This is a genomic window from Streptomyces sp. NPDC089424 (assembly GCF_044749345.1).
Classification (GTDB): Bacteria; Actinomycetota; Actinomycetes; order Streptomycetales; family Streptomycetaceae; genus Streptomyces.
Genome location: NZ_JBIVHU010000009.1, coordinates 215,707 through 241,347, shown reverse-complemented (window position 1 = coordinate 241,347; position 25,641 = coordinate 215,707). Strand labels below are relative to the sequence as shown.

The following is a 25,641-nucleotide window of genomic DNA, read 5'->3' as shown; positions in this document are numbered from 1 at the left end:
GGTCGTGATGGCAGCTGCCGTGGTGGCGGCTGCCGTGGATGTTGCTCTCACCCATGCGTCGAACGGCGCCGGCCCCTATCGACACCACCGCCGAGAATTCTCTGAACTACTTTCAGCGACCCCTCCGCGTACCGCACCGCCCGCCCGCGGACCCACCTACCGCAGCGACTCCCACAGGTCCCCCGCCTCCGGCTCGTCGGCCACCACCCGGTTCGGGTCGGAGGCCGCCGGGAGGACCGGCATCATCACCGTCTTCATGGCGTGCGCCCGCAGGCCCCGCAGGCTCTCCCCGAACCCCACCAGCTCCGGCAGCGAGTCGAGACCGGTGTCGGTCGTCAGGCTCCCGGTCACCGCGTCCGCGACCTCGTACAGACGGGCCGGGTCCGACAGCAGGCTGGTCGAGGCGATCTGCTCCAGCAACGCCTTCACCAACAGGTGCTGAAGGCCTATGCGCCCCAGGTCGCTGCCGTCCCCGATGCCGTGCCGGGTGCGGGCGAGGGCGAGCGCCTGCTTGCCGTCGAGGTGATGGGTGCCGGCCTCCAGGGTCAGATGGCTGTCCTCGTCGTCGATGTCCTCCTCAGTGGTGACGGTGACCCCGCCGAGCGCGTCCACGAGCCCGGCGAAACCGGCGAAGTCGATCTCCATGTAGTGGTCCATACGGACGCCGGTCATCGACTCCACGGTCTTCACCGCGCACACCGGACCGCCGCGCTCGTAGGCGGTGTTGAACATGACGCCGTGGGCCTCGGCCGTCTCACCGCCCGACTCCAGCGGGCAGGACGGGCGCGTGACCAGGGTGTCGCGCGGGATGCTCACGACGGTCGCCTCGGTGCGGCCGGGGCCGAGGTGCACGACCATCGCGGTGTCCGACCGGGCGCCCTCGCTGTCGCCGCCCCCGAGGGCCTGGTTCTCGGCGCCGCCGCGCGAGTCCGAGCCCAGCACCAGGATGTTCAGGGCCTCCTGGGGCGGCGACGACGCGGACGCGGCCAGGGAGGGCGTCGGCTTCGCCGGGCGGTCGTCGCCGAGGGCGCCGTTGATGTCGACGCTCGTGATGTTGTCGTTCAGCCGCCAGTAGACCCAGCCCGCCCCCGCGCCCCCGAGCACCAGCGCGACGGCGAGCGCCAGGCCCACGATCCTCAGCGCCCTCGGCCGTCCGCCTCTTGGACCCTCGTCCCCGTCCCCGCCATGTTCCGTTATGTGTCCCGTCACGGACAGGAACGTACGTCCGAATTATGTCGAGCGGGTACGCGAACCCCTTTTTCTTCGGAAAATCTAAGACTTCTCCTGGACAAGGCCGTCCGAAATTTTCGGCGGTGCGGCCGTACTGCTGCGCACCACCAGACTCGTGGCCAGCTCCACCCGCGTCGCGGCGGCGGCCGCGTCCCCGCGTCCCAGGTCCAGCACCAGCCGGGCCGCCGCCTCCGCCATCTCCGTCAGCGGCTGCCGTACGGTCGTCAGCGGCGGGCCCACCCAGCGCGCCACCGGCAGGTCGTCGAACCCGACCACGCTCACGTCCTGCGGCACCCGCAGCCCCAGCTCGCGCGCCGCCTCGTACAGCCCGAGCGCCTGGAGGTCGTTGCCGGCGAAGACGGCGGTGGGCCGGTCCGGGCGGCGCAGCAGCTGGAGACCGAGCCGGTAGCCGGCGTCGTGGTGGAAGTCGCCCGTCACGACCAGCGAGGGGTCGACCGGCAGTCCCGCGGTCTCCAGCGCCGCCCGGTAGCCGTCCATCCGGGCCCGGCTGCACAGCATCCGCGACGGCCCGGTGATCGCTCCGATCCGGGTGTGCCCCAGCTCGACCAGATGCCGGGTCGCGGCGAGCCCGCCCTGCCAGTTGGTCGCGCCGATCGACGGCACGTCGGTGCCCGGGTCACCCGCCGGGTCCATCACGACGAACGGGATGGAACGGCTGGTCAGCAGCGCCCGCTGGGACTCGTCGAGCTCGCTCAGCACCAGGATCACGCCGTGCGGGCGGCGGGCGGCGACCTGGTCGGCCCAGGTCCGCCCGGGCGTCAGCCGGCCCGCGCTCTCGGACAGCACGACGCTCAGGCCTGCCTCCCTGGCCACGTTCTCCACGCCCCGGATGACCTCCAGGGCCCAGGCGCTGTCCAGCTCGTGGAAGACCAGGTCGATCAGCGGTGAGCGGGCCGCCTCGGCCCGGCGCCGCCGATAGCCGTGGGCACGCAGCAGCCCCTCGACGCGGGTGCGGGTGGCGGGCGCGACGTCGGCCCGGCCGTTGAGCACCTTCGAAACAGTCGGCGCGGAGACTCCGGCCTCGCGGGCGATCTCGGCGAGCGTCGCGCTCTGCGAGGACCGCCCTGCCGTCCGGGTCTGAGGGCTTTCCGGTGGAGTCATGCCGGCGATCGTATCCCCGCACCCCCCTTTTACGGGCCCGCCCGTCACCAAGCCCTGCCGAAACATTCGGCCATCTCTCCAAAAGATTCGCCCCGGCCACGACCTGGAGAGGGCTCCACGCCGGGGGCCCACGTAGCAGTCACGCGCGGGTTCCTACCGTGGCGGGCCTACGACGGGGTCCTCCGGCCGCGGCCCAGCCCGATCGTGACGGGCATGCGCCGAAGCCCTACGGCAACGCTCCAGCCCGGCAGACCAGCCCACGCGGTCACGCCCTGACGTCCGGCGCGACGGTCCAGCCCGGCGGACCACCCACCGCGGCCCAGCCCGGCGGTCCCACCGTGGCGTGGCGGCCTGCGCCGGAGCCCTACAGCGGCGTTCCAGCCTGGCAGGCCAGCCCTCACGGTCACGGCGTGGCGGGCCGTCGCGGCCCAGCGCGATGATCCACCATGGCGGGCCTGCGTCTGAGCCTCATGGCGGTCCAGCCCGGCGGCCCGCTGCGGCAGGCCTGCATCGCGCCTCACGGCGGCGGTACGGCCTCGCGGCCCTACCTGTCGGGCCGACCGTCGTCGGCCCGCACGGCGGTCCCTGACACCTGTGTCGGGGGTCTTACGGTCGCGGCCCTACCGTGGCGTCCACCCGTCGCGCCCCTTCCCTGGCGGCCCACCGTGGCGGGCCGCCGTCGCAGGCCGAGCCGGTTCGGGTCAGCTGTGACCGGCGGGTCGGCTGTCGCGGGCCCGCCCCGGTGGCCGACGTGGCCGGCTTCGCCCATCGACGGCCTGGATGGGGCCCGTCATTCGGAGCGTCGGCCACCGTGGCGGGCCGCCAGCGCAGGCCGAGCCGGTTCGGGTCAGCCCTGACCGGCCGGTCGGCTGTGGCGGGCCCGCCCCGGTGGCCGACGTGGCCGGCTTCGCCCATCGACGGCCTGGATGGGGCCCGTCATTCGGAGCGTCGGCCGCCGTGGCGGGCCGCCAGCGCAGGCCGAGCCGGTTCGGGTCAGCCGTGACCGGCCGGTCGGCTGTGGCGGGCCCGCCCCGGTGGCCGACGTGGCCGGCTTCGCCCATCGGCCGGCTGGCGGGGCCCGTCATTCGGAGCGTCGGCCGCCGTGGCGGGCCGCCGTCACAGGCCGAGCCGGTTCGGGTCTGCCGTGCCCGGCGGGTCGGCTGTGGCGGGCCCGCTGCGGTGGCCGGGCTTCCGCCCATCGGCGGGGCGGCGGTGCTCCGCCGTCACGTCGCGCCGCTTCCGTACCTCGCGGCCCGTCCGCGGCACCGGCTTCCGCCAGGGGCCTGATCGGCTGTCGCCGGCCGGAGCGGAGCGCCCCTCACTCGTCGTCCACCGGCTCGAACCGCCACCGGTGCACCGCACGGGTCACCAACCCGTCGGCCGGTTCCGGCAGTTCCGGGAGGGTGGCGTCGGGGGCCGCGTCCCACCACGTGATGACGAGGACCCGGTCCTGCGGCGCGCGGAAGGTCTCCCGGCGCAGCGGGCCGGGGACGAGGCGCTGCGCGCGTGCCCACGCGAGCAGTTCCTCCCCCCGCCCGTGCGCCGCCCGCGCCTCCCACATCAACGCGACCGTCACGAGTAGAGGTTCTCCTTGCTGACCTCGTGCACATGGTCGTGCCCGGGCACGTGCGGGTCCGTCACCGGCAGGGACGAGTCCGCCGACAGGTCCCAGCTCGACGCCGCCCGGCCCCGCGCGACCATCTCGGCGCCGAGCGCCGCGACCATCGCCCCGTTGTCGGTGCACAGCTTGGGCCGGGGCACCCGCAACCGGATCCCGGCCGCCTCGCAGCGCTCCGCGGCCAGCGCCCGCAGCCGGGAGTTGGCGGCGACGCCACCGCCGATCATCAGGTGGTCGACGCCCTCGTCACGGCAGGCCCGCACCGCCTTGCGGGTCAGCACGTCCACGACGGCCTCCTGGAACGACGCCGCCACATCGCGCACCGGCACGTCCTCACCGGCCGCCCGCCTGGCCTCGATCCAGCGGGCCACGGCCGTCTTCAGACCGGAGAAGGAGAAGTCGTACGCCGGGTCGCGCGGGCCGGTCAGACCGCGGGGGAACGCGATCGCGTCCGGGTCGCCCTCGCGCGCGTACCGGTCGATGACCGGACCGCCGGGGAAGCCGAGGTTCAGCACCCGGGCGATCTTGTCGAAGGCCTCGCCGGCCGCGTCGTCGATGGTGGCACCCATCGGCCGCACGTCGGAGGTGATGTCGGAGGAGAGCAGCAACGACGAGTGGCCGCCGGACACCAGCAGCGCCATCGTCGGCTCGGGCAGCGCCCCGTGCTCCAGCTGGTCGACGCAGATGTGCGAGGCCAGGTGGTTGACGCCGTACAGCGGCTTGCCGAGCGCGTAGGCGTACGCCTTCGCCGCCGAGACGCCGACGAGCAGCGCGCCGGCCAGTCCCGGCCCGGCCGTCACGGCGATGCCGTCGAGGTCCCTGGCGCTGACCCCCGCCTCCTTCAGCGCCCGGTCGACGGTGGGGATCATCGCCTCCAGATGCGCGCGGGACGCGACCTCCGGCACCACACCGCCGAAGCGGGCGTGCTCGTCGACGCTGGAGGCGACGGCGTCCGCCAGCAGGGTGGTGCCGCGGACGACGCCGACGCCGGTCTCGTCGCAGGAGGTCTCGATCCCCAGGACCAGGGGTTCGTCAGCCATGTCGGATCTCGGTTCCTTGTACGGAGGTTGCAGGGTCGGTCAGGCGCATCACCAGGGCGTCCACGTTGCCGGGCTGGTAGTAGCCGCGCCGGAAACCGATCGCCTCGAAGCCGAAGCGCTCGTAGAGCTTCTGGGCGCGGACGTTGTCGACCCGGCATTCGAGCATCACCTCGGCGCACTCGAACGCGGTCGCCGCCCGCAGCAGCTCGGTCAGCAGCCGCCCGCCGAGGCCGGTGCCCCAGTACGCGCGGGCGACGGCGATCGTCTGGACGTCGGCGATGTCACCGGCGGAGGCGAGTCCGGCGTATCCGGCGACGCGGTCGCCGTCCTGGGCGACGAAGTACCGCCGGGTCGCCCCCGGACCGCGGGCGTGGGCGAGCTCGGACCAGAACATGCCCCGCGACCAGGCGTCGTCGGGGAACAGGTCCCGCTCCAGCTCCAGCACGGGATCGAGGTCCCACCAGCGCATCTCCCGCAGCACGGGCGCCACGGGCTCGGTCACCTCGGTCACTTGGGGGTGACCACCTTGTAGTTCTTGGGCACCTGCGCGTCCGGACGGCGCAGGTACAGCGGCCGGGCGGGCGGGAGTTCGGCGCCCTCGGCGAGCCGCTCGGCGGCCAGCCGGGCGAGCGCGGCGGCCGAGACGTGCTCGGGCTCGTGCGCGACCGGGAAGGTGTCCGGGTAGAGCAGCGCGCCCGCGCCGACCGCGGGCAGGCCCGCGACCTCGGCGGCGATGTCGGCGGGCCGGTCGACGGCCGGGTCGGTGACGCGGGTGCGCGAGTCGTCGTACCGCGCCCAGTAGACCTCCTTGCGCCGGGCGTCGGTCGCCACGACGAAGGGGCCCTCCATGTCGGCCGCGTAGGCGAGCCCGTCCAGCGTGCACACGCCGTGCACCGGGACGCCGAGCGCGAGCCCGAAGGTGTCCGCGGTCATCAGCCCGACGCGCAGGCCGGTGTACGGCCCCGGGCCGATCCCTACGACGATCCCGGTGACGGCGTCGAGTTTCAGCCCGGCGTCGTTCAGTACCCGGTCGACGGCCGGAAGCAGCAGCTCACCGTGCCGGCGGGCGTCCACCTGGCTCGACGAGGCGATGACGTCCGTGCCGTCGTGCAGGGCGACGGTCACGGCGGGGGTGGCGGTATCCAGAGCGAGCAAGAGCACGCATTCAGCGTACGGCTCCTCGCGCCCGGCGGCGGACGCCATCGCGCCGACGGCCCGTTCGGGGCCCGACACGGTGTCCGGTCGGGGGCTCGGCCGCCCGGCTCCTCCCGCTCCGTGCTGCTACCGTCACCTACGGTAACCACAAGCCAGACCTACGACGCGGAGGTGGGCGCCGTGGCCAGCACCAGCGCCGGAATCGTGACCGGGCTGACGGCGGCCGCCCTCACGGCGGTCGGCTTCCTCGCCTATCAGGCGTCGGCGACCGTCCCCGCCGAGCTGAGCGGGTCGCCGAACGGCCTCGGCGGCTCGCCCGCGGCGGCCGCGTCCAAGGCCCCCCGCGACAAGCGCCACCCCACCGCCCTGCCCGGCGGCTCCGGCGTCGGCGAACGGGTCGTGTACTCGCTCGACGACGACCGGGTCTGGCTGGTCGGCCCGCGCAACCGGGTCCAGCACACGTTCAAGGTGATGCCCAGCACGGTCGACCCGGCGCCGGGCACCTACGCGGTGACGTCCCGCTCCGGCGAGACCACCGGTTCCGACGGCACCCAGGTGGAACATGTCGTCCGCTTCACCAGCGTGGACGGCGTGGTCATCGGCTTCAGCGCGGCGACGGACGGCTCGACCGTGCCACCGGACCCGTCGGTGCGGACCGGGGGCATCCGGGAGACGCAGGAGGACGGCGACGCCATGTGGATGTTCGCGACGATCGGCCAGAAGGTCGTCGTCATCCGGTAGGCGCCCGGGCGTCCGTGGGCGGCCGCCGTCCCGGTGGGTGCCGGGCGTCGCCGCCGCGCGCTACGCCGCCTCGCGGTGGTCCACGTCCTGCCGGGGTGCCGGCGGCTCGGGGGCGGGCGGCGGAGTGGAGATCGCCCTCGCCGCGACGCAGGAGGCCAGCAGATCGCGCATGGGCACTCCGGCGGGCGCGAGCGGGCGCGGCTGCGGTGTGCGGTCCGTGGTCGACATGGACGCCTCCTGAGTGGCGGGGGCGGAGCCAGTGGGTGCAACTTAGGTACACCTAACCAGCGCTGGATACCATGTGAACACGTCCGGGACACCGGACGCAATATCTTGCCGACGTCATGTCGGAATGTTCATGCGCTCACGCGGACAGCGACTCCAGGTCCACCGGTGCCCAGCGCTCACCGAGGCCCGCGAGCGTCACGTGCCGCACCTCGTCCGTGGTGTCGCCCACGGCCCGGTGGATGGTGACCTGCAGCCGGTCCTCGGTCAGCTCCTCGACCTTGCCCTCGCCCCACTCCACGACGACCACGGACTCGGGCAGCGACACGTCGAGGTCGAGGTCCTCCATCTCGTCCAGGCCGCCGCCCAGGCGGTACGCGTCGACGTGGACGAGGGGCGGCCCGGCCACCAGGGACGGATGCACGCGGGCGATCACGAAGGTCGGCGAGGTGACCGCTCCGCGCACGCCGAGCCCCTCGCCGAGCCCCCGGGTCAGCGTGGTCTTGCCCGCGCCGAGCTCGCCGCTGAGCATGACCAGGTCCCCGGCGCGCAGCAGTTTCGCGAGCCGGCGGCCGAGGTCGCGCATCTGCTCGGGCGAGTGGACGATCAGCTCGGTCTCAGCCGGGTTGTGCGGTGCCGCTGGTGCTTCCATAGCCACCCACGGTAGCTCCTGCGGGCACGGCACCCACGCGCGTGAGCAGGTCGGCGAGCCGGTCGGTGACCACTTCCGGGTGCTCCAGCATCACCAGGTGCCCGGCGTCGGGCACGAGCACCAGTTCCGCGTCCGGCAGCAGAGCGGCGATGGCCTCGCTGTGCTCGCTCGGCGTCACCAGGTCCCCCAGCCCGGCGAGCACCAGCACCGGCAGATCCGCGAAGTGCGCGAGCGCCTCGGTCTTGTCGTGGTCGGTGAACGCCGGATAGAACTCGGCGACGACGTCGATGGGCGTCCCCTCGATCATCCGCTCGGCGAAGCGCGCCACGGCCGGGTCGACGTCCCGGGTCGCGAACGAGTACCGCTTGATGATCCCGGCGAACAGATCGGCGACCGCCCGGCGCCCCTTCTCCACCAGCTCCGCCTGCTGCCCCAGCGCCCGCAGCACGCCGGGCAGCACCCGTCGCACCGCGTTGACCCCGGCGACGGGCAGCCCGAAGTTGACCTCGCCGAGCCTTCCCGAGGACGTACCGACGAGGGCGACGGCGACGACCCGGTCCCGGATCAGTTCGGGGCACTGCGCGGCCAGGGCCATCATCGTCATGCCGCCCATCGAGTGCCCGACGAGCACGATCGGCCCCTCGGGCACGGCCGCGTCGATCACGGCCTTCAGGTCCCGGCCGAGCTGGTCGATGGTGACCGGGGCGCCTTCCTGGAGCTGCGCCGCCCCGCGCCCGGACCGGCCGTGGCTGCGCTGGTCCCAGTGCACGGTGCGCACGACGCCCCGCAGCGCCGCCCGCTGGAAGTGCCAGGAGTCCTGGCTGAGGCAGTAGCCGTGGCTGAAGACGACGGTGACGGGGGCGGGGGCCTTGCGCCCGAAGAGCCGGCGCCGCCGTGGCGCGACGCCGGCCTCCGCCTCGACCTCGTCCACCTCGTAGTACAACTCGGTGCCGTCGTCGCCGTAGGCCCGTCCGGGGGTGCCGCGCAGCGCGCCGTACGGTCCCGTCGAGTCGAGGGCGAGCCGGGCCTTGCGGCGCATGCCGCGGCCCACGGTCATCCGCTCTATCGCGACGCCGGCGGCCGCGCCGGCCGCGATCACACCTATCGCGGCACCGGCGACGCCGGTCACCTTGCGCCAGTTTCCGGCCACCCCCGTGGCGGAAGCGACGGCCGCGGCGGCGTCGGCGACGCCCTCCGCACTGCTCTCGCTCACGTACCGCTCCTCTTCGCCGGATCCTCAGTACTGCGCCGGGCCCACCGCCCGCCCGCCGACCCCCGTCGGGCCGACCCCCGTCGGGCCGGCCGGTGCGGGCCCGCGCCGAATGCCGGTGGCACCGGCCCGGATACCCGTCTTGTTCCCCGTTCACCTACCCCTGAGGGGCTGTTCCCGGCCGACCTGTCGCCGCTCGCCCCGTCGAGGTCTCCGGGTCGACGTAGACGCGCGGAACGCGGGTTCCGATGCGGGTCACGATCTCGTACGCGATCGTCCCCGCGGCCTGCGCCCAGTCCTCGGCCGTGGGCTCGCCCCCGTCGCCGGGCCCGAACAGGACGGCCCGCTCACCCACCGGCGGCTCGTCCCCGCCGAGGTCGACGACGAACTGGTCCATCGCGATCCGTCCGGCGACGGTCCGCCACTTCCCGCCGATCAGCACCGGCCCGGTCCCTGAGGCGTGCCGCGGGATGCCGTCGGCGTAACCGAGCGGGACGAGGCCGAGGGTGGTGTCGCCCGGCGTGGTGTAGCCGTGGCCGTAACTCACCCCGTGCCCGCCGGGCACCTTCTTGACGAGCGCCAGCGACGCGGACAGCGTCATCACCGGCCGCAGCCCGAAGTCGGCGGGCGTGCCGATCTCGGGGCTGGGCGAGATGCCGTAGAGCGCGATGCCCGTGCGGACGAGATCGAAGTGGGACTCGGGAAGCGTGAGGGTGGCGGGCGAGTTGGCGATGTGCCGCACCTCGGGACGGACGCCCTCGCCCTCGGCGTACGACACCATCTCCCGGAAGCGGCCGAGCTGGACGGCGATGGACGGGTGCCCCGGCTCGTCGGCGCACGCGAAGTGCGACCACAGTCCCGTGACCCGGACGAGGCCCTCGGCCTCCGCCTGCACGGCCGCCGCGACGAGCTCGGCCCAGTCCTCGCCGGGCTGGCAGCCGTTGCGCCCGAGCCCGGTGTCGGCCTTGAGCTGCACGCGCGCGGGCCGGCCCGCCTGCCGGGCGGCCTCGGTGACCTCGCGCAGGGCCCACATACCGCTCAGGGACACGTCGATGCCGGCCTCGACGGCCGCGCGCCAGGGCCCGCCGGGCGTCCACAGCCAGCACATGATCCGGACGTCCGCCGGGATGCCCTCGTCGGCCCGCAGTGCCAGGGCCTCCTCGGGCGTGGCGGTGCCCAGCCAGGCCGCGCCGGCCGCCACGGCCGCCCGCGCGCACGGCAGCGCGCCGTGCCCGTACGCCTCGGACTTCACCACGGCCATCAGGGCCGCGCCGGGCGCATGGGCGCGCAGCGCCCGCACGTTGGCGCGCAGCGCGCCAAGATCGATCTCGGCCCGACCGCGCAACGGGGCGGTGCTCGGCAGCTGTGCAGTGGTACTCATCGCGCCCAGTCTCTCAGAGCGATCGGACGTCTCTTCGACCCCGACCCCACGGACCGGCCGTGCCCCCGGCTCGCCGCCCGGCACCGTCACCCACCTGCCCGCCCGTCCGCCACCGCGCCACCCCGTGCCTACCCGCCCATCCACTTCCGCGCCGCCACCCACCTGCCCGCCCGTCACCCCCGGCGCCGTCACCCACCTGCCTGCCCATCCGTCCCGAAGTGCGGCACATCGCCTGCCCGCCCATCCGACCCCGCACGGCCCCTCGCCTACCCACCCGCCGTCCCCACGCCGTCACCCACCTGCCCGCCCGTCACCCCCGGCGCCGTCACCCGCCTGCCCGCCCGTCCGTCCCGAAGCGCGGCACATCGCCTGCCCGCCCGTCCGACCCCGCACGGCCCCTCGCCTGCCCACCCGCCGTCCCCGCGCCGTCACCCGCCTGCTCGCTTTCCGCCCCGGCCCCGTGCGAGGCCGGCCGCTCACTGCCTGCGCACATCCCGCCAGGCCGCCGGGATCGCCTCCGCCACGTCGTGGGCGCCCACCGGCGCGCCGTCGGCAGCGAGCCGCCCGGCCAGCCCGTGCAGATACGCCCCCACGCTGCCCGCGTCCCGCGCCGGCAGCCCGGCCGCCAGCAACGACCCCGACAACCCCGACAGCACGTCGCCGCTCCCGGCGGTGGCCAGCCAGCCCGTCCCGGTCGCGTTCACCCGTACGGCGGCTCCGCTGCGCGCGTCGGCCACCAGCGTCGTCGACCCCTTCAGCAGCACCGTCGCCCCGTACCGCGCCGCCAACTCCCGCGCGGCGCCGAGCCGGGCGCCCTCGACCTCCTCCCGGCTCACCCCCAGCAACGCCGCCGCCTCGCCCGCGTGCGGCGTCATCAGCGTCGGCGCGCTGCGCTCCCGCACCGCCTTCTGCGGCGCCAGCCGCAACCCGTCCGCGTCCACCAGCACCGGTACGTCGGCCCGCAGCACCTCGGCCACCGTGTCCGCGTCGTCCCCGGCCCCCGGTCCAACGACCCACGCCTGCACCCGCCCCGCCCGGCGCGGCCCCTGGTCCGACACCAGCGTCTCGGGGAACCGCGCGATCACCGCGTCCGCGGCGGGCCCCACGTACCGCACGGCGCCCGCCCCACCGCGCAGCGACCCGGCGACGGCCAGCACGGCGGCGCCCGGATAGCGGGCCGACCCGGCGGCGATCCCGACGACCCCGCGCCGGTACTTGTCGCTCTCGGGAGCCGGCAACGGCAGCAACGCGGCCACGTCGGCGTGCTGCAGGGCCTCCAACTCGGCGCCCCCGTCCGGCAGCTCCAGCCCGATGTCGACGAGTCGCACCGACCCGGCGTACTCCCGCGCGGGATCCACCAGCAGCCCCGGCTTGTGCGTCCCGAACGTCACCGTCAGATCCGCCCGGACGGCCGCCCCCCGCACCTCGCCGGTGCCGGCGTCGACACCGCTCGGCAGATCGACGGCGACCACGGCCGCCCGCGCCCGGTCGGCGGCCCGCGCCAACGGCACGGCCTCGGACCGCAGCCCGCCCTTTCCCCCGATCCCCACGATCCCGTCGACGACGAGATCGGCCCGCTCGATCAGCCCTTCGGCGCCGTCGACGCCCGCCACGGAGCCCCCGGCCCGCCGCAGCGCGGCGAGCCCGCCCGCATGCGCCCGTTCCGGCGACAGCAGCACGGCCGTCACCCCGGCGCCCCGCCGGGCCAGCCGCGCCCCGGCGTAAAGCGCGTCACCCCCGTTGTCCCCGCTCCCGACCAGCAGCACCACACGGCTGCCGTACACCCGTCCGAGCAGATCCGCGCAGGCGGCCGAGAGCCCGGCCGCCGCCCGCAGCATCAACGCCCCCTCAGGAAGCCGCGCCATCAACTCCCGTTCGGCCGCCCGGACCGTCTCCACGCTGTACGCAGTACGCATACGTTCGAGTCTCCCGCACCCGGCGGTCACCGTCGCGCCCAGCCACGGGCGGGCCTCAGCCCTCCGCGACGACGACCGCCGAGGCGACGCCCGCGTCGTGACTGAGCGACACGTGCCAGGACCGGACGCCGAGAGCGGCGGCACGCGCGGCCACCGTCCCGGTGACCCGCAAGCGTGGCTGCCCGCTCTCCTCGACGTACACCTCCGCGTCGGTCCAGTGCAGCCCGGCCGGCGCGCCGAGCGCCTTGGCGACCGCCTCCTTCGCGGCGAACCGCGCCGCCAGCGAGGCGATGCCGCGGCGCTCACCGCTCGGCAGCAGCAACTCGCTGCGCAGGAAGAGCCGCTCGGCCAGCGCGGGCGTGCGCTCCAGCGACGCCCGGAACCGGTCGATCTCCGCCACGTCGATCCCGACCCCGATGATGCTCATGCCGAGCACCCTAAGCGCGGGGCCGGGCGCCGGCATGGAGGCGCTGGTTCCCTTGCGCACCGGCGCCCGGTGCGACGCGGGTGCCCGCCGGGCGGGAAGTGATGCCCGATTTCACATGTTCCGCGCACTGTGCTCCCCGGTGGGTCACATCTCTGGGGTCCCTGGGGCCGGACACACGAAGGGCCCGGTCGGTGACCGGGCCCTTCGTGTCGACGCGCGCGCTGCTCGGTGACCTACCGGCAGCGCCCTACCAGCGGTACCACCGACCGCGCTTTCCTCCTGCGCCCGCGGGCCGGACCAGGAAGCCCAGCAGCCACAGCACGATCACGATGATCGCGATCCACCACAGGGCCTTGAGTGCGAAGCCGGCACCGAAAAGGATCAGAGCCAGCAGAAGAACGAGAAGAAGGGGAACCATATCTATCAACCTCCAGGACGACGAGTTCCCCGCTTCCGAGCGGACAAGCACACGAGATTCCGGGTCGTTTAGCCCTCGCCGAAGCGGTAACCCGAACATCACCAAACGCCGTGACGACGTTGGGATGTGGAAACTCATGACTGGCAACCAGAAGGCGAAGGCCAAGGCGGAGCAGCTGATGGGCAGGGCCAAGGAAGCCCTCGGCCGCACGTCGGGCAACCGCCGCATGCACGCCGAAGGCCGCTCGCAGAGCGCCCAGGGCGACGCGCGCCAGGCCTGGGAAAAGGCGAAGGACGCCTTCCGCCACTGATTCCGTCACTGCTCCCGGAAGGGACGCCGGGACAGGGACGGGAAATGGGTGCGGGCCCCCGTGTTATCGGGGGCCCGCACCCATTTCCCGTTCCCGTTCACGCTGCACCTACCTCACAGCGTACGAATTCCCCAGCCCGCGGCCCGCCTCACTCCACCGTCACCGACTTGGCCAGGTTCCTCGGCTGGTCCACGTCGTTCCCGCGCGCCGTCGCCAACTCGCACGCGAACATCTGCAACGGCACGGTGGCCACCAGCGGCTGAAGCAGCGTCGGCGTCCGGGGGATCCGCACCAGATGGTCTGCGTACGGCACGACCGCCTCGTCCCCCTCCTCCGCGATCACGATGGTGCGCGCGCCCCGGGCCCGGATCTCCTGGATGTTGGACACGATCTTGTCGTGGATCAGGGACGGCCCCCGCGGTGAGGGGACGACGACCACCACGGGCAGATCCTCCTCGATGAGGGCGATCGGCCCGTGCTTGAGCTCGCCCGCCGCGAAGCCCTCGGCGTGCATGTACGCCAGTTCCTTGAGTTTCAACGCGCCTTCGAGAGCGACCGGGTACAGGACGTGCCGCCCCAGGAACAGCACCGTGTCCTTCGCGGCGAGCGAGCGCGCCAGCTCCCGCACCGGCTCCATCGTCTCAAGGACCCGCTCCACCGCGCCCCCGATGTTCGACAGGTCCCGGATCACGTCCTGGACCTCGTCCCCCCACTTGGTGCCCCGCACCTGCCCGAGGTACAGCGCGACGAGGTAGCAGGCCACCAGCTGCGTGAGGAAGGCCTTCGTGGACGCCACCGCGACCTCCGGTCCGGCGTGGGTGTACAGCACCGCGTCCGACTCCCGTGGGATCGTCGAGCCGTTGGTGTTGCAGATCGCCAGCACCCGGGAGCCCTGCTCGCGGGCGTGCCGCAGCGCCATGAGGGTGTCCATGGTCTCGCCGGACTGGGAGATGGCGATGACGAGCGTCTGGGGGTCGAGGATCGGGTCCCGGTAGCGGAACTCGCTCGCCAGCTCCACCTCGCACGGGACACGCGTCCAGTGCTCGACGGCGTACTTCGCGATCAGCCCCGCGTGGAAGGCCGTGCCGCAGGCGACGACGACGACCTTGTCGACCTCCCGGAGCGCCTCCGGGGAGATCCGCACCTCGTCCAGCGTCAGCGAGCCGGACGCGTCGATGCGTCCCAGCAACGTGTCGGCGACCGCCTTGGGCTGCTCGGAGATCTCCTTGAGCATGAAGTAGTCATGGCCGCCCTTCTCCGCGGCCGACGCGTCCCAGTCGATGTGGTACGACCGCACGTCCGCGGGCCGGCCGTCGAAGCCCGTCACCGTGACCCCGTCCCGGCGCAGCTCCACCACCTGGTCCTGCCCCAGCTCGATCGCCGACCTCGTGTGGGCGATGAACGCGGCGACGTCCGAGGCGAGGAAGGACTCGTCCTCCCCGACGCCCACCACCAGAGGCGAGTTCCGCCGCGCCCCCACGACCACGTCGGGCACGTCCGCGTGCACCGCGACCAGCGTGAACGCCCCTTCCAGCCGCCGGCACACCCGCCGCATCGCCTCCGCGAGGTCCGCGCTCGCCGCGAACTCCTCGGCGAGCAGATGGGCGACGACCTCGGTGTCGGTCTCGGACGCCAGCGCGTGGCCGCGCTCCGCCAACTCGGCCCGCAGGGCGGCGAAGTTCTCGATGATCCCGTTGTGGACGACGGCGACCCGCCCGGCGTTGTCCAGATGCGGATGCGCGTTCGCATCCGTGGGCCCGCCGTGCGTGGCCCACCGCGTGTGCCCGAGCCCCGTCGAGCCGGCCGGCAACGGCCGCTCCACCAGCTCCTTCTCCAGGTTGAGCAGCTTCCCGGCCCGCTTCACCGACGCCAGCCCGCCGTCCGCGAGCACGGCGACGCCCGCCGAGTCGTACCCCCGGTACTCCAGCCGCTTCAGCCCGGCGGTCACGACCTCGATCGCCGACTGCGATCCCACGTATCCCACGATTCCGCACATGACGGGCAGCCTACGATCAGACAGACACTCAAAAGTGCTCCCGCGTGCCCGAAATCGGAAATTCCCACGACGGTACGAACCCGGCCAGGCGCCCCGACCGGGCCGCCGATATCCAGCCATTCTTAGCGAGACTCGACGGGCGACGCCACCACTCCTGCCTCACAGAAAACACACAGCTGGGCCCCATGTGAGCACGAAGTGAAGACGGCGGCTGGGTTACCGAACGGTAGTACCGTTCGCGCCAGCCCTCCTCGGCAACTGAAATCACCCTTGCTGCAACCTGTCGGCATATGACTATGGTTGCGCCGCGCCTGACCGGATCATGACCAGTTCCGTGATCGCGCACGTCATTCGGCGGCCGGGGGAACGGTGCCGTCACGGGGGAAGGGTCACCAAGCCGCGAACACCGGCCTGCTGGGAACGCCTGCTGGAAAGGCGTGTCCCGTCACTTCTTCCTGCGGTCACCCCCGCCTGCCTTCGTTCGCTCCGAAGGATGCCCACTTGCGACTCAGACCAGGGTTGCGCAACCCCAGATCACGAACATCGGCGGCGTTCACGTCCGTTGTAACGTCCGTCGCCGCCCTGGCCGTGCTCGGCGGCCTGACCGTCCAGCCGGGCCTGCCCGGCCAGGACAGCCAACAGCGAGTGGCCGCTGCGGGCGACTCGTACGACGGCTTCGACACGAAAGCGGCCGAACAGCTCCGCGAGGACCAGTGTGTGGCCGCCGAAGCACTGCGCACGGGTGGCCCCGATCTGTTCGCCCTCGCGCAGAACTCCATCGGACTGCCCCCCGACCAGCTCCACCAGAGGCTGAAGCGGGACCTGTTCGACGACTCCACACCCCTGCACCAGGCCTACTACGCGGACAGCGCCGGCACCGACCAGTGGGTCAAGAAGGTCAACGACCAAGAGCGCGCGTTCACCTCCACCGTCTCCGGCCTCAGCTCCTACCCTGACGAGCCGCGCGGCGAGAACGAGATCTACGACAGGACCGGCATGCTGCCGTGGCTGTGGCAGGCGTACGGCAAGTCGGTCGACTTGTTCTCCCCGTACTACGATCCGTCGCCCACGGCCGACGACCGGACGAAGGTCGCCGCTCTCGCCATCGGCGAACGGCTGTACACCACGGGGGGCACGCCACAGGAGAAGGAGGCGTGGGCCCTGTGGAAAAAGAACTCCGGGAAGATCGAGCCCAACCAGTTCTTCGTTCCCAAGGTGTTCGCCGATGACGCCCGCATCTTCCTGTCCTCGGGCGGCTTCCCCCGCACGGCTCCGGCCCCGGACACCCCGGAGTTCCGCATCGCGGTCGAGGACCTGAAGGCGCGCTTCGCGTCGTGTGCGTGGCACGCCCCGATCGACCCGAACCGCGTTCTCGGCAAGGAGGTGGCGCAGGCGTCCGCCGAGTGGCAGCAGGAGATCACCTCGCAGGCCACGCAGCGCCAGCAGATTCTCGCCGCCAGTGCCACCGCCACGAAGGCCTTGCAGGACGGCTCGTTCGTCCTGGGCCAGGTCCTCGGCCAGTCGTGGCTCGCGGACTACGCCACCCGCTGGCAGGACTACTGGTCCGCGGGCGGCCTGGGCTGGATCGGTGACAGCCATGTGACGATTCAGGTGCCGGGCGCGAGCGGCAGCTGCTTGGACGTCGCGGGCGGCGCCAAGACCAACGGCACGCCCGTGCAGATCTACACGTGCAACGGCGGCGCGGCCCAGCAGTGGACGCTGGAGGGCAGTGAGGACGACCTCCACCTCCGTAACGTGGGCTCGCTCAAGTGCCTGGATGTGGCCGGGAACGCCTCGGCGAACGGCACGAAGATCCAGATCTATGACTGCTACAAGTCCGCGGGGCAGTCGTGGAAGGGCGACGTCCGTGCCACCTCGCCGCTGAAGAGCCTCACCACGAGCAAGTGCCTGGACCTGAGCGCGTTCACCAAGGGCACGGACGCGCGGCTGTGGGACTGCAAGGACGCCGGCTCGCAGAAGTTCCTGATCAAACCGTCCGGTCACCAGGGCACGGACAGCCCTCTGTACCCGGAGAAGGCCGAGTTCGACAAGGCGAAGAAGGTCGTCACCGGCGCCCAGACATCGGCAAAGCAGTATCTGACCACCCTCAGGGACCAGTTGGAGAACGCCAAGAAGGCGGCGACGGCCTCCGACTCCGCTGAGCAGGCGGCGTACGGCATCGCGGATGCCGCAGGTGTGCCGCGTGGTCGCGGCTTGCTGGTCGGCCAGCAGAAGGCGCAGGTCACCAAGGGTACTGTGGCCGCGCTGACGGCGATGGTCAAGGCCGCCGAGACCGCCGAGGCCGCCACCCGCGCCTCCGCCGGCGACAGTCAGACCATCGCCCAGCGGGCCCTCGCCCAGGCCGCACAGTCCAACACGGAGTTCCGCAAGGAAGCCGCTCACAAGGCCGAGTTGCAGGCCAAGGCGGCGTCCGACGCGGCCAAGCTGCACCGGGACAACGCCAAGAAGGACAAGGAGACCGCCGAGGCGAAGCTGGCCGTGGCGGTGAAGGCGGAGGCCGACGCGAAGGCCGCCGCGGCCGACGCGCACGCCGAGCGGCTGGCCGCCGAGGCGGAGGAGAAGACGGCGAAGGCGGAGAAGGAGACCGCCGCCGCCAAGCAGGCCGAGGCCGCCCAGCACCGGCGGACCGCAGAGACCGAGGCGACGAACGCCAAGGACGCGAGGACCAGGGCGGAGGCCGCCGAGGCGACGGCGGTCGAGAGGCGGGACGCCGCGGTCAAGGCCCGCGACAACGCCCGCGACCTGCGGGACGACGCCTGGGACGCCGAGCAGAAGGCCGACGCCGCGCGCGCCAAGGCCGACGCCAAGGAGGCCTACGCCCAGGCCCACGAGTCGGACGGCAACGCCCAGGAGGCCAGGGCCGCGGCCGACGCGGCGGCCGGGCACGCCGACGACGCCGAGGCGGCCGCGGGACGGGCCCGTACGGCGGCCGACGCCGCGACCGAGGCGGCCGCGGACGCCGATGCCGCCGCCACCCGCGCCGAGGCCGCCGCCAAGCGGTCCCGCGCGCACGCGGACGGCGCCCAGGCGGCGAAGCTGAAGGCCGACGCCGCGGTGAGGACCGCGACGGCGGCGGTGGCGGACGCCATCGACGCGGCCGAGCACGCCGCGTCGGAGGCGAAGGCCGCGGTGGCCATGGCCGACGAGGCGGAGAAGCAGGCCAAGTCGGCGAAGACCCACGCGGACGAGGCGAACAAGGAGGCCGCCAAGGCGCTCGCCGCCTCGGCGAAGGCCGCCGGCTTCGCGTACGTCACCGCGCAGGCCGCGGCCGACGCGCACGCCGCCGCCGCACAGGTCGCCCAGCCGGCCAACGACGCCATCCAGATCGGCTCGCCGTACGTCGACACCGACTCGGCGGCCTCCCTGGTCGTCCTGTCCGGACAGGCGTCGAAGTCGATCGCCGACCAGCAGAAGGCCGTCGCCGACGCGCACGCCCAGAACGCGCAGGCGGAGGCAGCGGCCGCGAAGAACCTCGCCGAACAGGCGCAGGGCGACGCGAAGCAGGCGTACGTCCACGCCGCGAACGCCGCCGCCCACGCGGCGACCGCCCGCGGCTACGCCAAGGAGGCCCTCGGCTACGCGGCGGACGCCGCCAAGGCGGCGTCGGCGGCTTCGGCCTCGCTGGCCCGCACGATCGAGTACGACCGCCAGGCCACCGAGGACGCGGCCGCCGCCGACCGGGCGGCCGGACGCGCCGAGGGCTACGCCGAGGAGGCCCGCGACTCGGCCGACCAGGCCGCCCTGGACGCCTCGGCGGCCCGCGCGGCCGCGGCCGAGGCCGAGGAGGCGGCGAAGGACGCCCGAGCGGCGGCCGAACGCGCCGACGCGGCGGCGACCGAGGCCGAGGAGGCGGCCAAGGACGCCCAGAAGTACGCCGACGAGGCCCAGGCCGCCGCGGAGGCCGCGGAGCGCAAACAGGCCAACCAACAGGTCTCCGACGGCGCCGGAACGGGCATCGGCGGCACCTGGTACGTCGTCGACGAGGACAGCATCGAGGTCACCGGCGCGAAGCAGGACCACCCGTGTGAACTGCCGCCCGGCTTCGGCACCAGTTGCACCGTCACCTTCACGTTCACGTTCGACGCGACGGTCGACTTCTACCTGTGCGCCGACCCCGATATGCCGGCCACCAGCTCGGGTTGCCCGTCTTCGGCAACGGTCTTCCTCGGTTCGGAGCCGTTCAAGGGCCTGCAGAAGAAGGTGACGCGCACCTTCACCCAGGCGGACATCCTCAAGGGGCTCATCGACACCTATCTCGAGATCGGCAAGCAACTGCTGGTCCAGGACTTCGTGGACTGCTGGCACGGCAGCGTCAGCGGCTGCGCCTGGGCGGCCTCCAACTTCATCCCCGGCAAGGCGCTGGGCAAGGCGGTCGAGGCACTCCATGCCCTCGATGCCGCCATGCGCACGGGCATCGGGGTACGCGAGGCGTTCACCGCGCTGAAGGCACTCGACCTCGACCCCTCGACCCTGTCCAAGATCGAGAGCACGGTCAACGGTTACGAGGACGTCGTCACCGCGTGCAGGGTCAACAGCTTCCCCGGCGACACCCGTGTCCTGATGGCGGACGGCACCGGCAAGGCGATCCGTGACGTCCGGGTCGGTGACCTCGTACTGGCCACGGACCCCGAGAACGGGCGGGCCGCCACGCAGCCGGTGACCGACACGTTCCGGCACGACACCCGCAGGCTGGTGGACATCACGGTGTCCGGCGGACTGCTGACCAGCACGGCCGGACACCGGTTCCACGTCGACGGGCAGGGCTGGACCCTGGTCTCCGAACTGCGCGTGGGCGACCGACTGCGCACACCGGACGGCACGCGCCATACGGTGACGGATGTCCGGGACCGCGACGGTCTGGCTCCTCGCACGGTGTACGACCTCTCGGTCGACGGTCCGCACACGTTCTACGTCGGGACCAAGGGCCTCCGGCCGCAGAACGTCCTGGTCCACAACTGCACCAACATCGTGGCCGACGAGGGCATCGACGGTGCCCACACCCTCGATCAGCATGTCAGGCCTTCCGACAGCGACATGGCGGCAAAGGCGAACGACCCGAGGAACAGGAGCGGCGTAGCCACGAGGTGGACCGACGAGGCCACCGCCGCCGAGGCCGTCCAGAAGGCGATGGACGCGTGGATCAAACAGGCCGGCAAGGCACAGGAGCTGGACGCCTGGAAGATCAAGCAGGCGCAGCGCATCGGGAAGAAGGAGCCCTTCGTTCCGACCCGGGACCTGAAGACCATCCGCTGGGACATCCGGGACATGGGAAGCTCGCTCGGCAAGAAGTGGGTGAGGAACGGACCGCAAGGCGTACCTGCCGGCACTACCGTGGTCATCCAGCTGAAGTACGTGGGCAAGGCGCACAAGCCCAGCAAGTACGTCGTCTACACCGCCTATCTGGAGGGCTGACATGGCAGACGACGTCGGGCTGACCTGGCTGGCCGCGCAGTGCGACGACCTGGAGGACCTTCCTCCGGCGGAGCTCGACTGCCTTGCCCGGCACGGCCCTGTCGAGGCCATGGTGCGCATCACGGAGCGGTACGTGGGCGAACTGGACCGCGCAGCGGCGTCGCAACTCGGGCGGGATGTGCGGCGTCTGCTCGACGCACCCCTCCCGGACGCGACGCTTCGCACGGTGTGGCTCGGCGCCACCGACAACGTCTTCGATCCGGCCAGGGACGGCGTCAGCTCCCGCGCCTGGCTGCTCAGGATCGAGGAGGCCTGGTCGTCGGCCGAGCGCCACCGCGATGCCGACTTCGTTCCGCCGCCGCCCGACGCGGTGACGGACGAGGGACTGCGCGCAGTCGTCGTACTGGCGATCCACTCGGCTGCCGGCGCCCTGACGGACGCGACCGAGAACCGAACCTATCCCGTCCCCCTGCACGGCCTGGTGCCGGCGCTGGAGCAGGTCGTCCGTTCGTCCTGTGCGGACCTCGGCTTCCGGCTCTTCCTACGGGCGTTGAAGGCGTCCTTCGTAGCGGTCGACGAGACCCGTCATGTCTCGCTCGTCGCCCTCGCCGAACGCCTGGGGCGCCCCCGGGAACTGGTGGATCCCGGCCTGAACCTCGGCGGGTGACGAGGGCTTCCGGCTCGTTCAGGCCACGACCCGTGCAGGACATCATCCATGCCACTGAATCGTCCGACGTACGTCGAACTGGGTTACTCCGGTGACTTCGGGCTCACCGGTCTGACCGAGCGGTTGTGCTCCCCCGGCGGCCCCGCCGCCGGCACCACCGTCGACCTCCCGGCCGCGCTCGCGGTCGCGGCCCGGTCGGCGGACGAGTCCGACGGCGAGGAAGCCGTGGAGTTGGGGGAGGACGCCCGGCGACTGCTGGACGGCCAGGTGCCGGACGATGTCCTCCACATGGTGTGGCTGGCCGCGGTCGGCCGGATTTTCGATCCGGCCGACCACGGCATGGACGTTCGCACATGGCTGGAGACGGTCTCGGACCTGGCCACGGATCGCCTCCGGCGGAACAAGGCCTCCTACGTCCCCCCGCCGGTCCAGCCCGTGCGAAGCGAGGACCTGTGCGGGGACGTGGTGGCGGAGATCCAGGATCCTTCCGCCGGATTGACCGGCGCCACCGGGCTGCGCGACCTCGTCCCGAGCCTCGTGCGGGTGGCCGGCAGAACCGACGCCGACCTCGGATTCCGCCTTTTCCTACGGACCCTCAAGGCGAATTCCGTCCAGGTCTCGAAGGAGCGGTACGACCGGTTCCTCAGGCTCGGCGAGTGGCTCGGGTTTCCGGTCGGGACCGTTCGCGACGGCCTCGACGTGGACTGGCCGCCCATCGACACCACACACCGCGGCACGTCGTGGGACTTCGGTCTCTCCCGTCTCGCCGGCAACGCCCACCAGGACTGGCGTGCGGACCGGGCCCGGAGCGAGATCCGGTGCGTGAGCGATACGGACGAGCCCCTGCAGTCCCCGGGTTCGGCGGCGGACCTCTTCCTGGAGGACGCACTGCGGCTGCTGCACTCCCCCCTGTCCGACGACACGATCACGACCCTGTGGCTCGCGGTGTCGGACGCGGCATTGCGTGTCGACGGGCGGGACTGGCTGCGGCTGATCGCGGAGGTGTGCGGGGAACGGCTGAGGGACGTCGCCCCCACGTACACCCCCGTGGTACCGCCGACATCTGCGGAGCCGGCCGACACGGTGCTGAGGGAACTCCGGGAGGTGACACCTGCGTTGGCGGAGGAAGTCATCAGCGCCCACTGGCAGCCGGTACCCGCCGCGCAGGCCCTGTCGGCGCTGGAACAGGTGGTCAGCCATGTCGATCCCGACCTCGGGTTCCGGCTGTTCCTCCGGCTCCTGCGGGTGCTGTCCGCGTCGGTGACGCGGGGCCAGTACGAGCGGTACCAGTCCATCGGTGAACGATTCGGCTTCGGCGAGTACCACGTCGACGAGGTCGAGCACCTGGTCTGGTGAACGACGGCCGACGAAGCGGCGAGGCGTGAAGTGACGATGCGACGACAGGACATCTGGATCGACTTCGGGCTGAGCGGACTGACCAAGTGGTTCGCCGCCCCCTGGGTCGGTGAGGTCACACCCGAGGAACTGCTTTCGGAGGCGGCGAACTGGGGGGACGGCGCCTATGCGCCGACCCTCCTGCAGGACGCCTCGCGGTTGCTGGGGTCGCAGCTGCCGACGCCGGTGATCGACCGGTTGTGGTGTGCGGCGATCGGCCTGCCGTACGACCCGGCAGCCGTGCCGGTGGACGGACGCGCCTGGCTGGACGAGATCGTCCGGATCTGCGCCGCACGGATACGCCGCGACGAGCCATCTTTCACTCCCGCCCCGCCGGAGCCGATCACGGGCGGGCCGTCGAGGGACGCGGTCCTGGAGGAGATCCGCGAGGCCGAGCCGTCCATGCTGAACGCGGTCGAGGCCGCCGGCCACCCGGGCGGGTCCGAGGCCGTGGCCGCGCTGCGGCGCGTGGTCGTCGAGGTCGACCCCGACCTCGGCTTCCGCCTCTTCCTACGGGTCCTCAAGGCGTACCGGGTGCCGATCACGGAGTCGCGCTACCTGCGGTACCACGAGCTCGGCGAGGACTTCGGCTACCACGAGCTCGTCGTCGACGACGGCACACTGCAATCGGTCCCCTGCACGGACTGACGGATCCGTTCATCCGCCCGCCGACGATCCCCCGCGTGACGCATCCCACGCCCCCTGCCGTCCACACTCCCGTAACAATGGACTGTGATCTCTCCGGTCTCCCCGACGCGGAGCGCCCACCGGCCCCGGCCGGAGGCGACTCCCTACGTCGACCTCACCCGCGCCGAGTGGAGCGCGCTGCGCGACAAGACCCCGTTGCCCCTGACGGCGGAGGAAGTCGAGAAGCTGCGCGGCCTCGGTGACGTCATCGACCTCGACGAGGTGCGGGACATCTACCTCCCGCTCTCCCGTCTCCTCAATCTCTACGTCGGCGCCACCGACGCCCTCCGCGGCGCCCTCAACACCTTCCTCGGCGAGCAGGGCTCCCAGTCCGGCACGCCCTTCGTCATAGGCGTCGCCGGCTCGGTCGCCGTCGGCAAGTCCACCGTCGCCCGCCTGCTCCAGGCCCTGCTCTCCCGCTGGCCCGAGCATCCGCGCGTCGAACTGGTCACGACCGACGGCTTCCTGCTCCCCACCAAGGAGCTGGAAGCCCGGGGCCTCATGTCCCGCAAGGGCTTCCCCGAGTCGTACGACCGCCGCGCCCTGACCCGCTTCGTCGCCGACATCAAGGCCGGCAAGGACGAGGTCACCGCCCCCGTCTACTCCCACCTCATCTACGACATCGTCCCCGGCGAACGGCTCGTCGTGCGCCGCCCGGACATCCTGATCGTCGAGGGCCTGAACGTCCTCCAGCCCGCCCTCCCCGGCAAGGACGGCCGCACCCGCGTCGGTCTCGCCGACTACTTCGACTTCAGCGTCTACGTCGACGCCACCGCCGAGGACATCGAGCGCTGGTACCTCAACCGCTTCAAGAAGCTCCGCCACACGGCCTTCCAGAAGTCGGACTCCTACTTCCGCAAGTACACCCAGGTCTCCGAGGACGAGGCCGTCGACTACGCCCGCACCCTCTGGCGCACCATCAACAAGCCCAACCTGGTGGAGAACATCGCCCCGACCCGCGGCCGCGCGACCCTGGTCGTCCGCAAGGGCCCCGACCACAAGGTGCAACGCCTCCGGCTGCGCAAGCTCTGACCCACGCCACGCGCCGGGCTGTTAGAAAGGCGTCATGCTGCATCTCCGGGTGATCACACCGTCCGACCGGACCGACGCCGTGATCGGTGTCATCGAGGAAACCGTCGGCACCACGCATCTGTGCGTGTTGACGGGCGCCGCCCGCAACCCGGCAGGGGACGTGGTGACATGCGACGTCGCCCGGGAGGCGGGCGACGAACTGCTCAGCCGGCTCCAGGAACTGGGCATCGAGGACTGCGGCTCGATCGCCGTCGAGGACATCGACCTGTCGCTGTCCAAGCGCGCCGTCAAGGCCGAGAAGGACGCCCCCGGCGAGGCCGCGGACGCCGTGCTGTGGGAGCACCTGACCGAGGCGACGCACGAGGAGTCGACCCTCTCGGTCACCTACCTCGCGTTCATCACGCTGGCCACGATGATCGCGGCCTGCGGCGTCGTCCTCGACAACGCGATCCTGATCGTGGGCGCGATGGCGGTCGGCCCGGAGTTCGGCCCCCTGGCGGGCATCTGCACCGCGATGGTGCAACGCCGGCCCCGCCTGGCGCTGCGCTCACTGATCGCGCTGCTGGTGGGCTTCGCGGTGGCGATGGCGGTGACGGTGGCGTTCAGCCTCTTCATGGACGCCGTGGGCCTGTTCACGGAGCAGAAGCTGGAGGGCGACCGGCCGCAGACCGGGTTCGTCTACGCCCCCGACTGGTTCTCGTTCGTGGTGGCGGTCCTGGCGGGCGCCGCCGGCACCCTCTCCCTGACCTCCGCGAAGTCCGGCGCCCTCGTCGGGGTGGCCATCTCCGTCACGACCGTCCCGGCCGCCGCGAACGCCGCCGTGGCCCTGAGCTACGGCGACACCCAGCAGACCGTCGGCTCCACCGAACAGCTTCTGCTGAACCTGCTCGGCATCATCCTCGCCGGGACCCTCACCCTGCTGGCCCAGAAGTGGTTCTGGTCGTCCCGCCGACCCCAGATGACCGAGGCCGGATAAAAGAAGGGGC

At 72.5% G+C, this 25,641-nt stretch carries 22 protein-coding genes; 8 read left to right on the top strand and 14 right to left on the bottom strand.

The annotated features are described in order from the left end of the window. Positions 1-156: 156 nt before the first annotated feature. The 6 genes from ACIP2X_RS32170 to tsaB all read right to left on the bottom strand — a co-directional run bounded on the left by ACIP2X_RS32170 (position 157) and on the right by tsaB (position 6,171). A complete protein-coding gene (locus tag ACIP2X_RS32170; protein ID WP_401680232.1) occupies positions 157-1,215 on the bottom strand; it encodes an LCP family protein in 1,059 nt (352 codons plus the stop codon). Between the two features lie 57 nt (positions 1,216-1,272). After that, positions 1,273-2,352 (bottom strand): LacI family DNA-binding transcriptional regulator, encoded by a 1,080-nt coding sequence (locus tag ACIP2X_RS32165; protein ID WP_401679854.1) that lies wholly within the window; start codon positions 2,350-2,352, stop codon positions 1,273-1,275. 1,318 nt (positions 2,353-3,670) lie between these two features. After that, positions 3,671-3,928: a hypothetical protein gene (locus tag ACIP2X_RS32160; RefSeq protein ID WP_401679851.1), complete on the bottom strand. Its 258-nt coding sequence runs from the start codon at positions 3,926-3,928 to the stop codon at positions 3,671-3,673. Beyond that, the gene (gene tsaD / locus ACIP2X_RS32155) at positions 3,925-5,010 is read right to left on the bottom strand and encodes a tRNA (adenosine(37)-N6)-threonylcarbamoyltransferase complex transferase subunit TsaD (RefSeq protein WP_401679848.1); all 1,086 of its coding nucleotides are present in this window, start codon (positions 5,008-5,010) and stop codon (positions 3,925-3,927) included. The genes ACIP2X_RS32160 and tsaD overlap by 4 nt, the downstream gene beginning before the upstream one ends. Beyond that, positions 5,003-5,512, bottom strand: coding sequence for a ribosomal protein S18-alanine N-acetyltransferase (rimI, locus tag ACIP2X_RS32150; protein WP_401680229.1), 510 nt, complete (start codon positions 5,510-5,512; stop codon positions 5,003-5,005). Before rimI ends, tsaD begins: the two co-directional genes overlap by 8 nt. Positions 5,513-5,517: 5 nt before the next feature. Further along, entirely contained in the window at positions 5,518-6,171 is a 654-nt protein-coding gene (gene tsaB / locus ACIP2X_RS32145; RefSeq protein WP_401679845.1) for a tRNA (adenosine(37)-N6)-threonylcarbamoyltransferase complex dimerization subunit type 1 TsaB, read from the bottom strand. 174 nt (positions 6,172-6,345) lie between these two features. On the opposite strand from tsaB, the gene ACIP2X_RS32140 reads away from it, so the two are divergent. Next, a complete protein-coding gene (locus tag ACIP2X_RS32140) occupies positions 6,346-6,906 on the top strand; it encodes a hypothetical protein (protein WP_401679842.1) in 561 nt (186 codons plus the stop codon). Between the two features lie 60 nt (positions 6,907-6,966). Here ACIP2X_RS32140 and ACIP2X_RS32135 read toward each other — a convergent pair whose 3' ends face one another. The 7 genes from ACIP2X_RS32135 to ACIP2X_RS32105 all read right to left on the bottom strand — a co-directional run bounded on the left by ACIP2X_RS32135 (position 6,967) and on the right by ACIP2X_RS32105 (position 13,135). Next, entirely contained in the window at positions 6,967-7,134 is a 168-nt protein-coding gene (locus ACIP2X_RS32135) for a hypothetical protein (RefSeq protein ID WP_401679839.1), read from the bottom strand. Between the two features lie 136 nt (positions 7,135-7,270). Further along, positions 7,271-7,783, bottom strand: a complete 513-nt coding sequence (gene tsaE, locus ACIP2X_RS32130; RefSeq protein ID WP_401679836.1) for a tRNA (adenosine(37)-N6)-threonylcarbamoyltransferase complex ATPase subunit type 1 TsaE — start codon at positions 7,781-7,783, stop codon at positions 7,271-7,273. Then, positions 7,749-8,996 (bottom strand): alpha/beta fold hydrolase, encoded by a 1,248-nt coding sequence (locus ACIP2X_RS32125; RefSeq protein ID WP_401679833.1) that lies wholly within the window; start codon positions 8,994-8,996, stop codon positions 7,749-7,751. Before ACIP2X_RS32125 ends, tsaE begins: the two co-directional genes overlap by 35 nt. Positions 8,997-9,150: 154 nt before the next feature. After that, positions 9,151-10,374: an alanine racemase gene (alr, locus tag ACIP2X_RS32120; RefSeq protein WP_401679830.1), complete on the bottom strand. Its 1,224-nt coding sequence runs from the start codon at positions 10,372-10,374 to the stop codon at positions 9,151-9,153. Between the two features lie 476 nt (positions 10,375-10,850). Continuing rightward, positions 10,851-12,290 (bottom strand): NAD(P)H-hydrate dehydratase, encoded by a 1,440-nt coding sequence (locus ACIP2X_RS32115; RefSeq protein ID WP_401679827.1) that lies wholly within the window; start codon positions 12,288-12,290, stop codon positions 10,851-10,853. A 55-nt stretch (positions 12,291-12,345) separates the two neighbouring features. After that, entirely contained in the window at positions 12,346-12,717 is a 372-nt protein-coding gene (locus ACIP2X_RS32110) for a holo-ACP synthase (protein WP_401679824.1), read from the bottom strand. 247 nt (positions 12,718-12,964) lie between these two features. Further along, on the bottom strand, positions 12,965-13,135 hold the full coding sequence (locus ACIP2X_RS32105) for a hydrophobic protein (RefSeq protein ID WP_401679821.1): 171 nt from the start codon (positions 13,133-13,135) through the stop codon (positions 12,965-12,967). A gap of 136 nt (positions 13,136-13,271) precedes the next feature. Between ACIP2X_RS32105 and ACIP2X_RS32100 the strand changes: the two genes are divergently transcribed. After that, positions 13,272-13,445 carry a CsbD family protein gene (locus tag ACIP2X_RS32100; RefSeq protein WP_401679819.1) on the top strand — a complete coding sequence of 58 codons (174 nt, stop codon included), beginning with the start codon at positions 13,272-13,274 and terminating at the stop codon, positions 13,443-13,445. A 148-nt stretch (positions 13,446-13,593) separates the two neighbouring features. Here ACIP2X_RS32100 and glmS read toward each other — a convergent pair whose 3' ends face one another. Next, positions 13,594-15,441 carry a glutamine--fructose-6-phosphate transaminase (isomerizing) gene (glmS, locus tag ACIP2X_RS32095; protein WP_401679816.1) on the bottom strand — a complete coding sequence of 616 codons (1,848 nt, stop codon included), beginning with the start codon at positions 15,439-15,441 and terminating at the stop codon, positions 13,594-13,596. Positions 15,442-15,942: 501 nt separating this feature from the next. On the opposite strand from glmS, the gene ACIP2X_RS32090 reads away from it, so the two are divergent. The 6 genes from ACIP2X_RS32090 to ACIP2X_RS32065 all read left to right on the top strand — a co-directional run bounded on the left by ACIP2X_RS32090 (position 15,943) and on the right by ACIP2X_RS32065 (position 25,631). After that, positions 15,943-20,874, top strand: coding sequence for a ricin-type beta-trefoil lectin domain protein (locus ACIP2X_RS32090; protein WP_401679814.1), 4,932 nt, complete (start codon positions 15,943-15,945; stop codon positions 20,872-20,874). Position 20,875: 1 nt separating this feature from the next. Beyond that, positions 20,876-21,541 (top strand): hypothetical protein, encoded by a 666-nt coding sequence (locus ACIP2X_RS32085; RefSeq protein WP_401679811.1) that lies wholly within the window; start codon positions 20,876-20,878, stop codon positions 21,539-21,541. A 48-nt stretch (positions 21,542-21,589) separates the two neighbouring features. Further along, positions 21,590-22,897, top strand: coding sequence for a hypothetical protein (locus tag ACIP2X_RS32080; RefSeq protein ID WP_401679808.1), 1,308 nt, complete (start codon positions 21,590-21,592; stop codon positions 22,895-22,897). A gap of 36 nt (positions 22,898-22,933) precedes the next feature. Beyond that, positions 22,934-23,584, top strand: coding sequence for a hypothetical protein (locus tag ACIP2X_RS32075; RefSeq protein ID WP_401679805.1), 651 nt, complete (start codon positions 22,934-22,936; stop codon positions 23,582-23,584). Between the two features lie 84 nt (positions 23,585-23,668). Continuing rightward, the gene (gene coaA / locus ACIP2X_RS32070) at positions 23,669-24,655 is read left to right on the top strand and encodes a type I pantothenate kinase (RefSeq protein ID WP_401679802.1); all 987 of its coding nucleotides are present in this window, start codon (positions 23,669-23,671) and stop codon (positions 24,653-24,655) included. 34 nt (positions 24,656-24,689) lie between these two features. Further along, positions 24,690-25,631, top strand: a complete 942-nt coding sequence (locus ACIP2X_RS32065; protein WP_401679799.1) for a DUF389 domain-containing protein — start codon at positions 24,690-24,692, stop codon at positions 25,629-25,631. Positions 25,632-25,641: the final 10 nt, after the last annotated feature.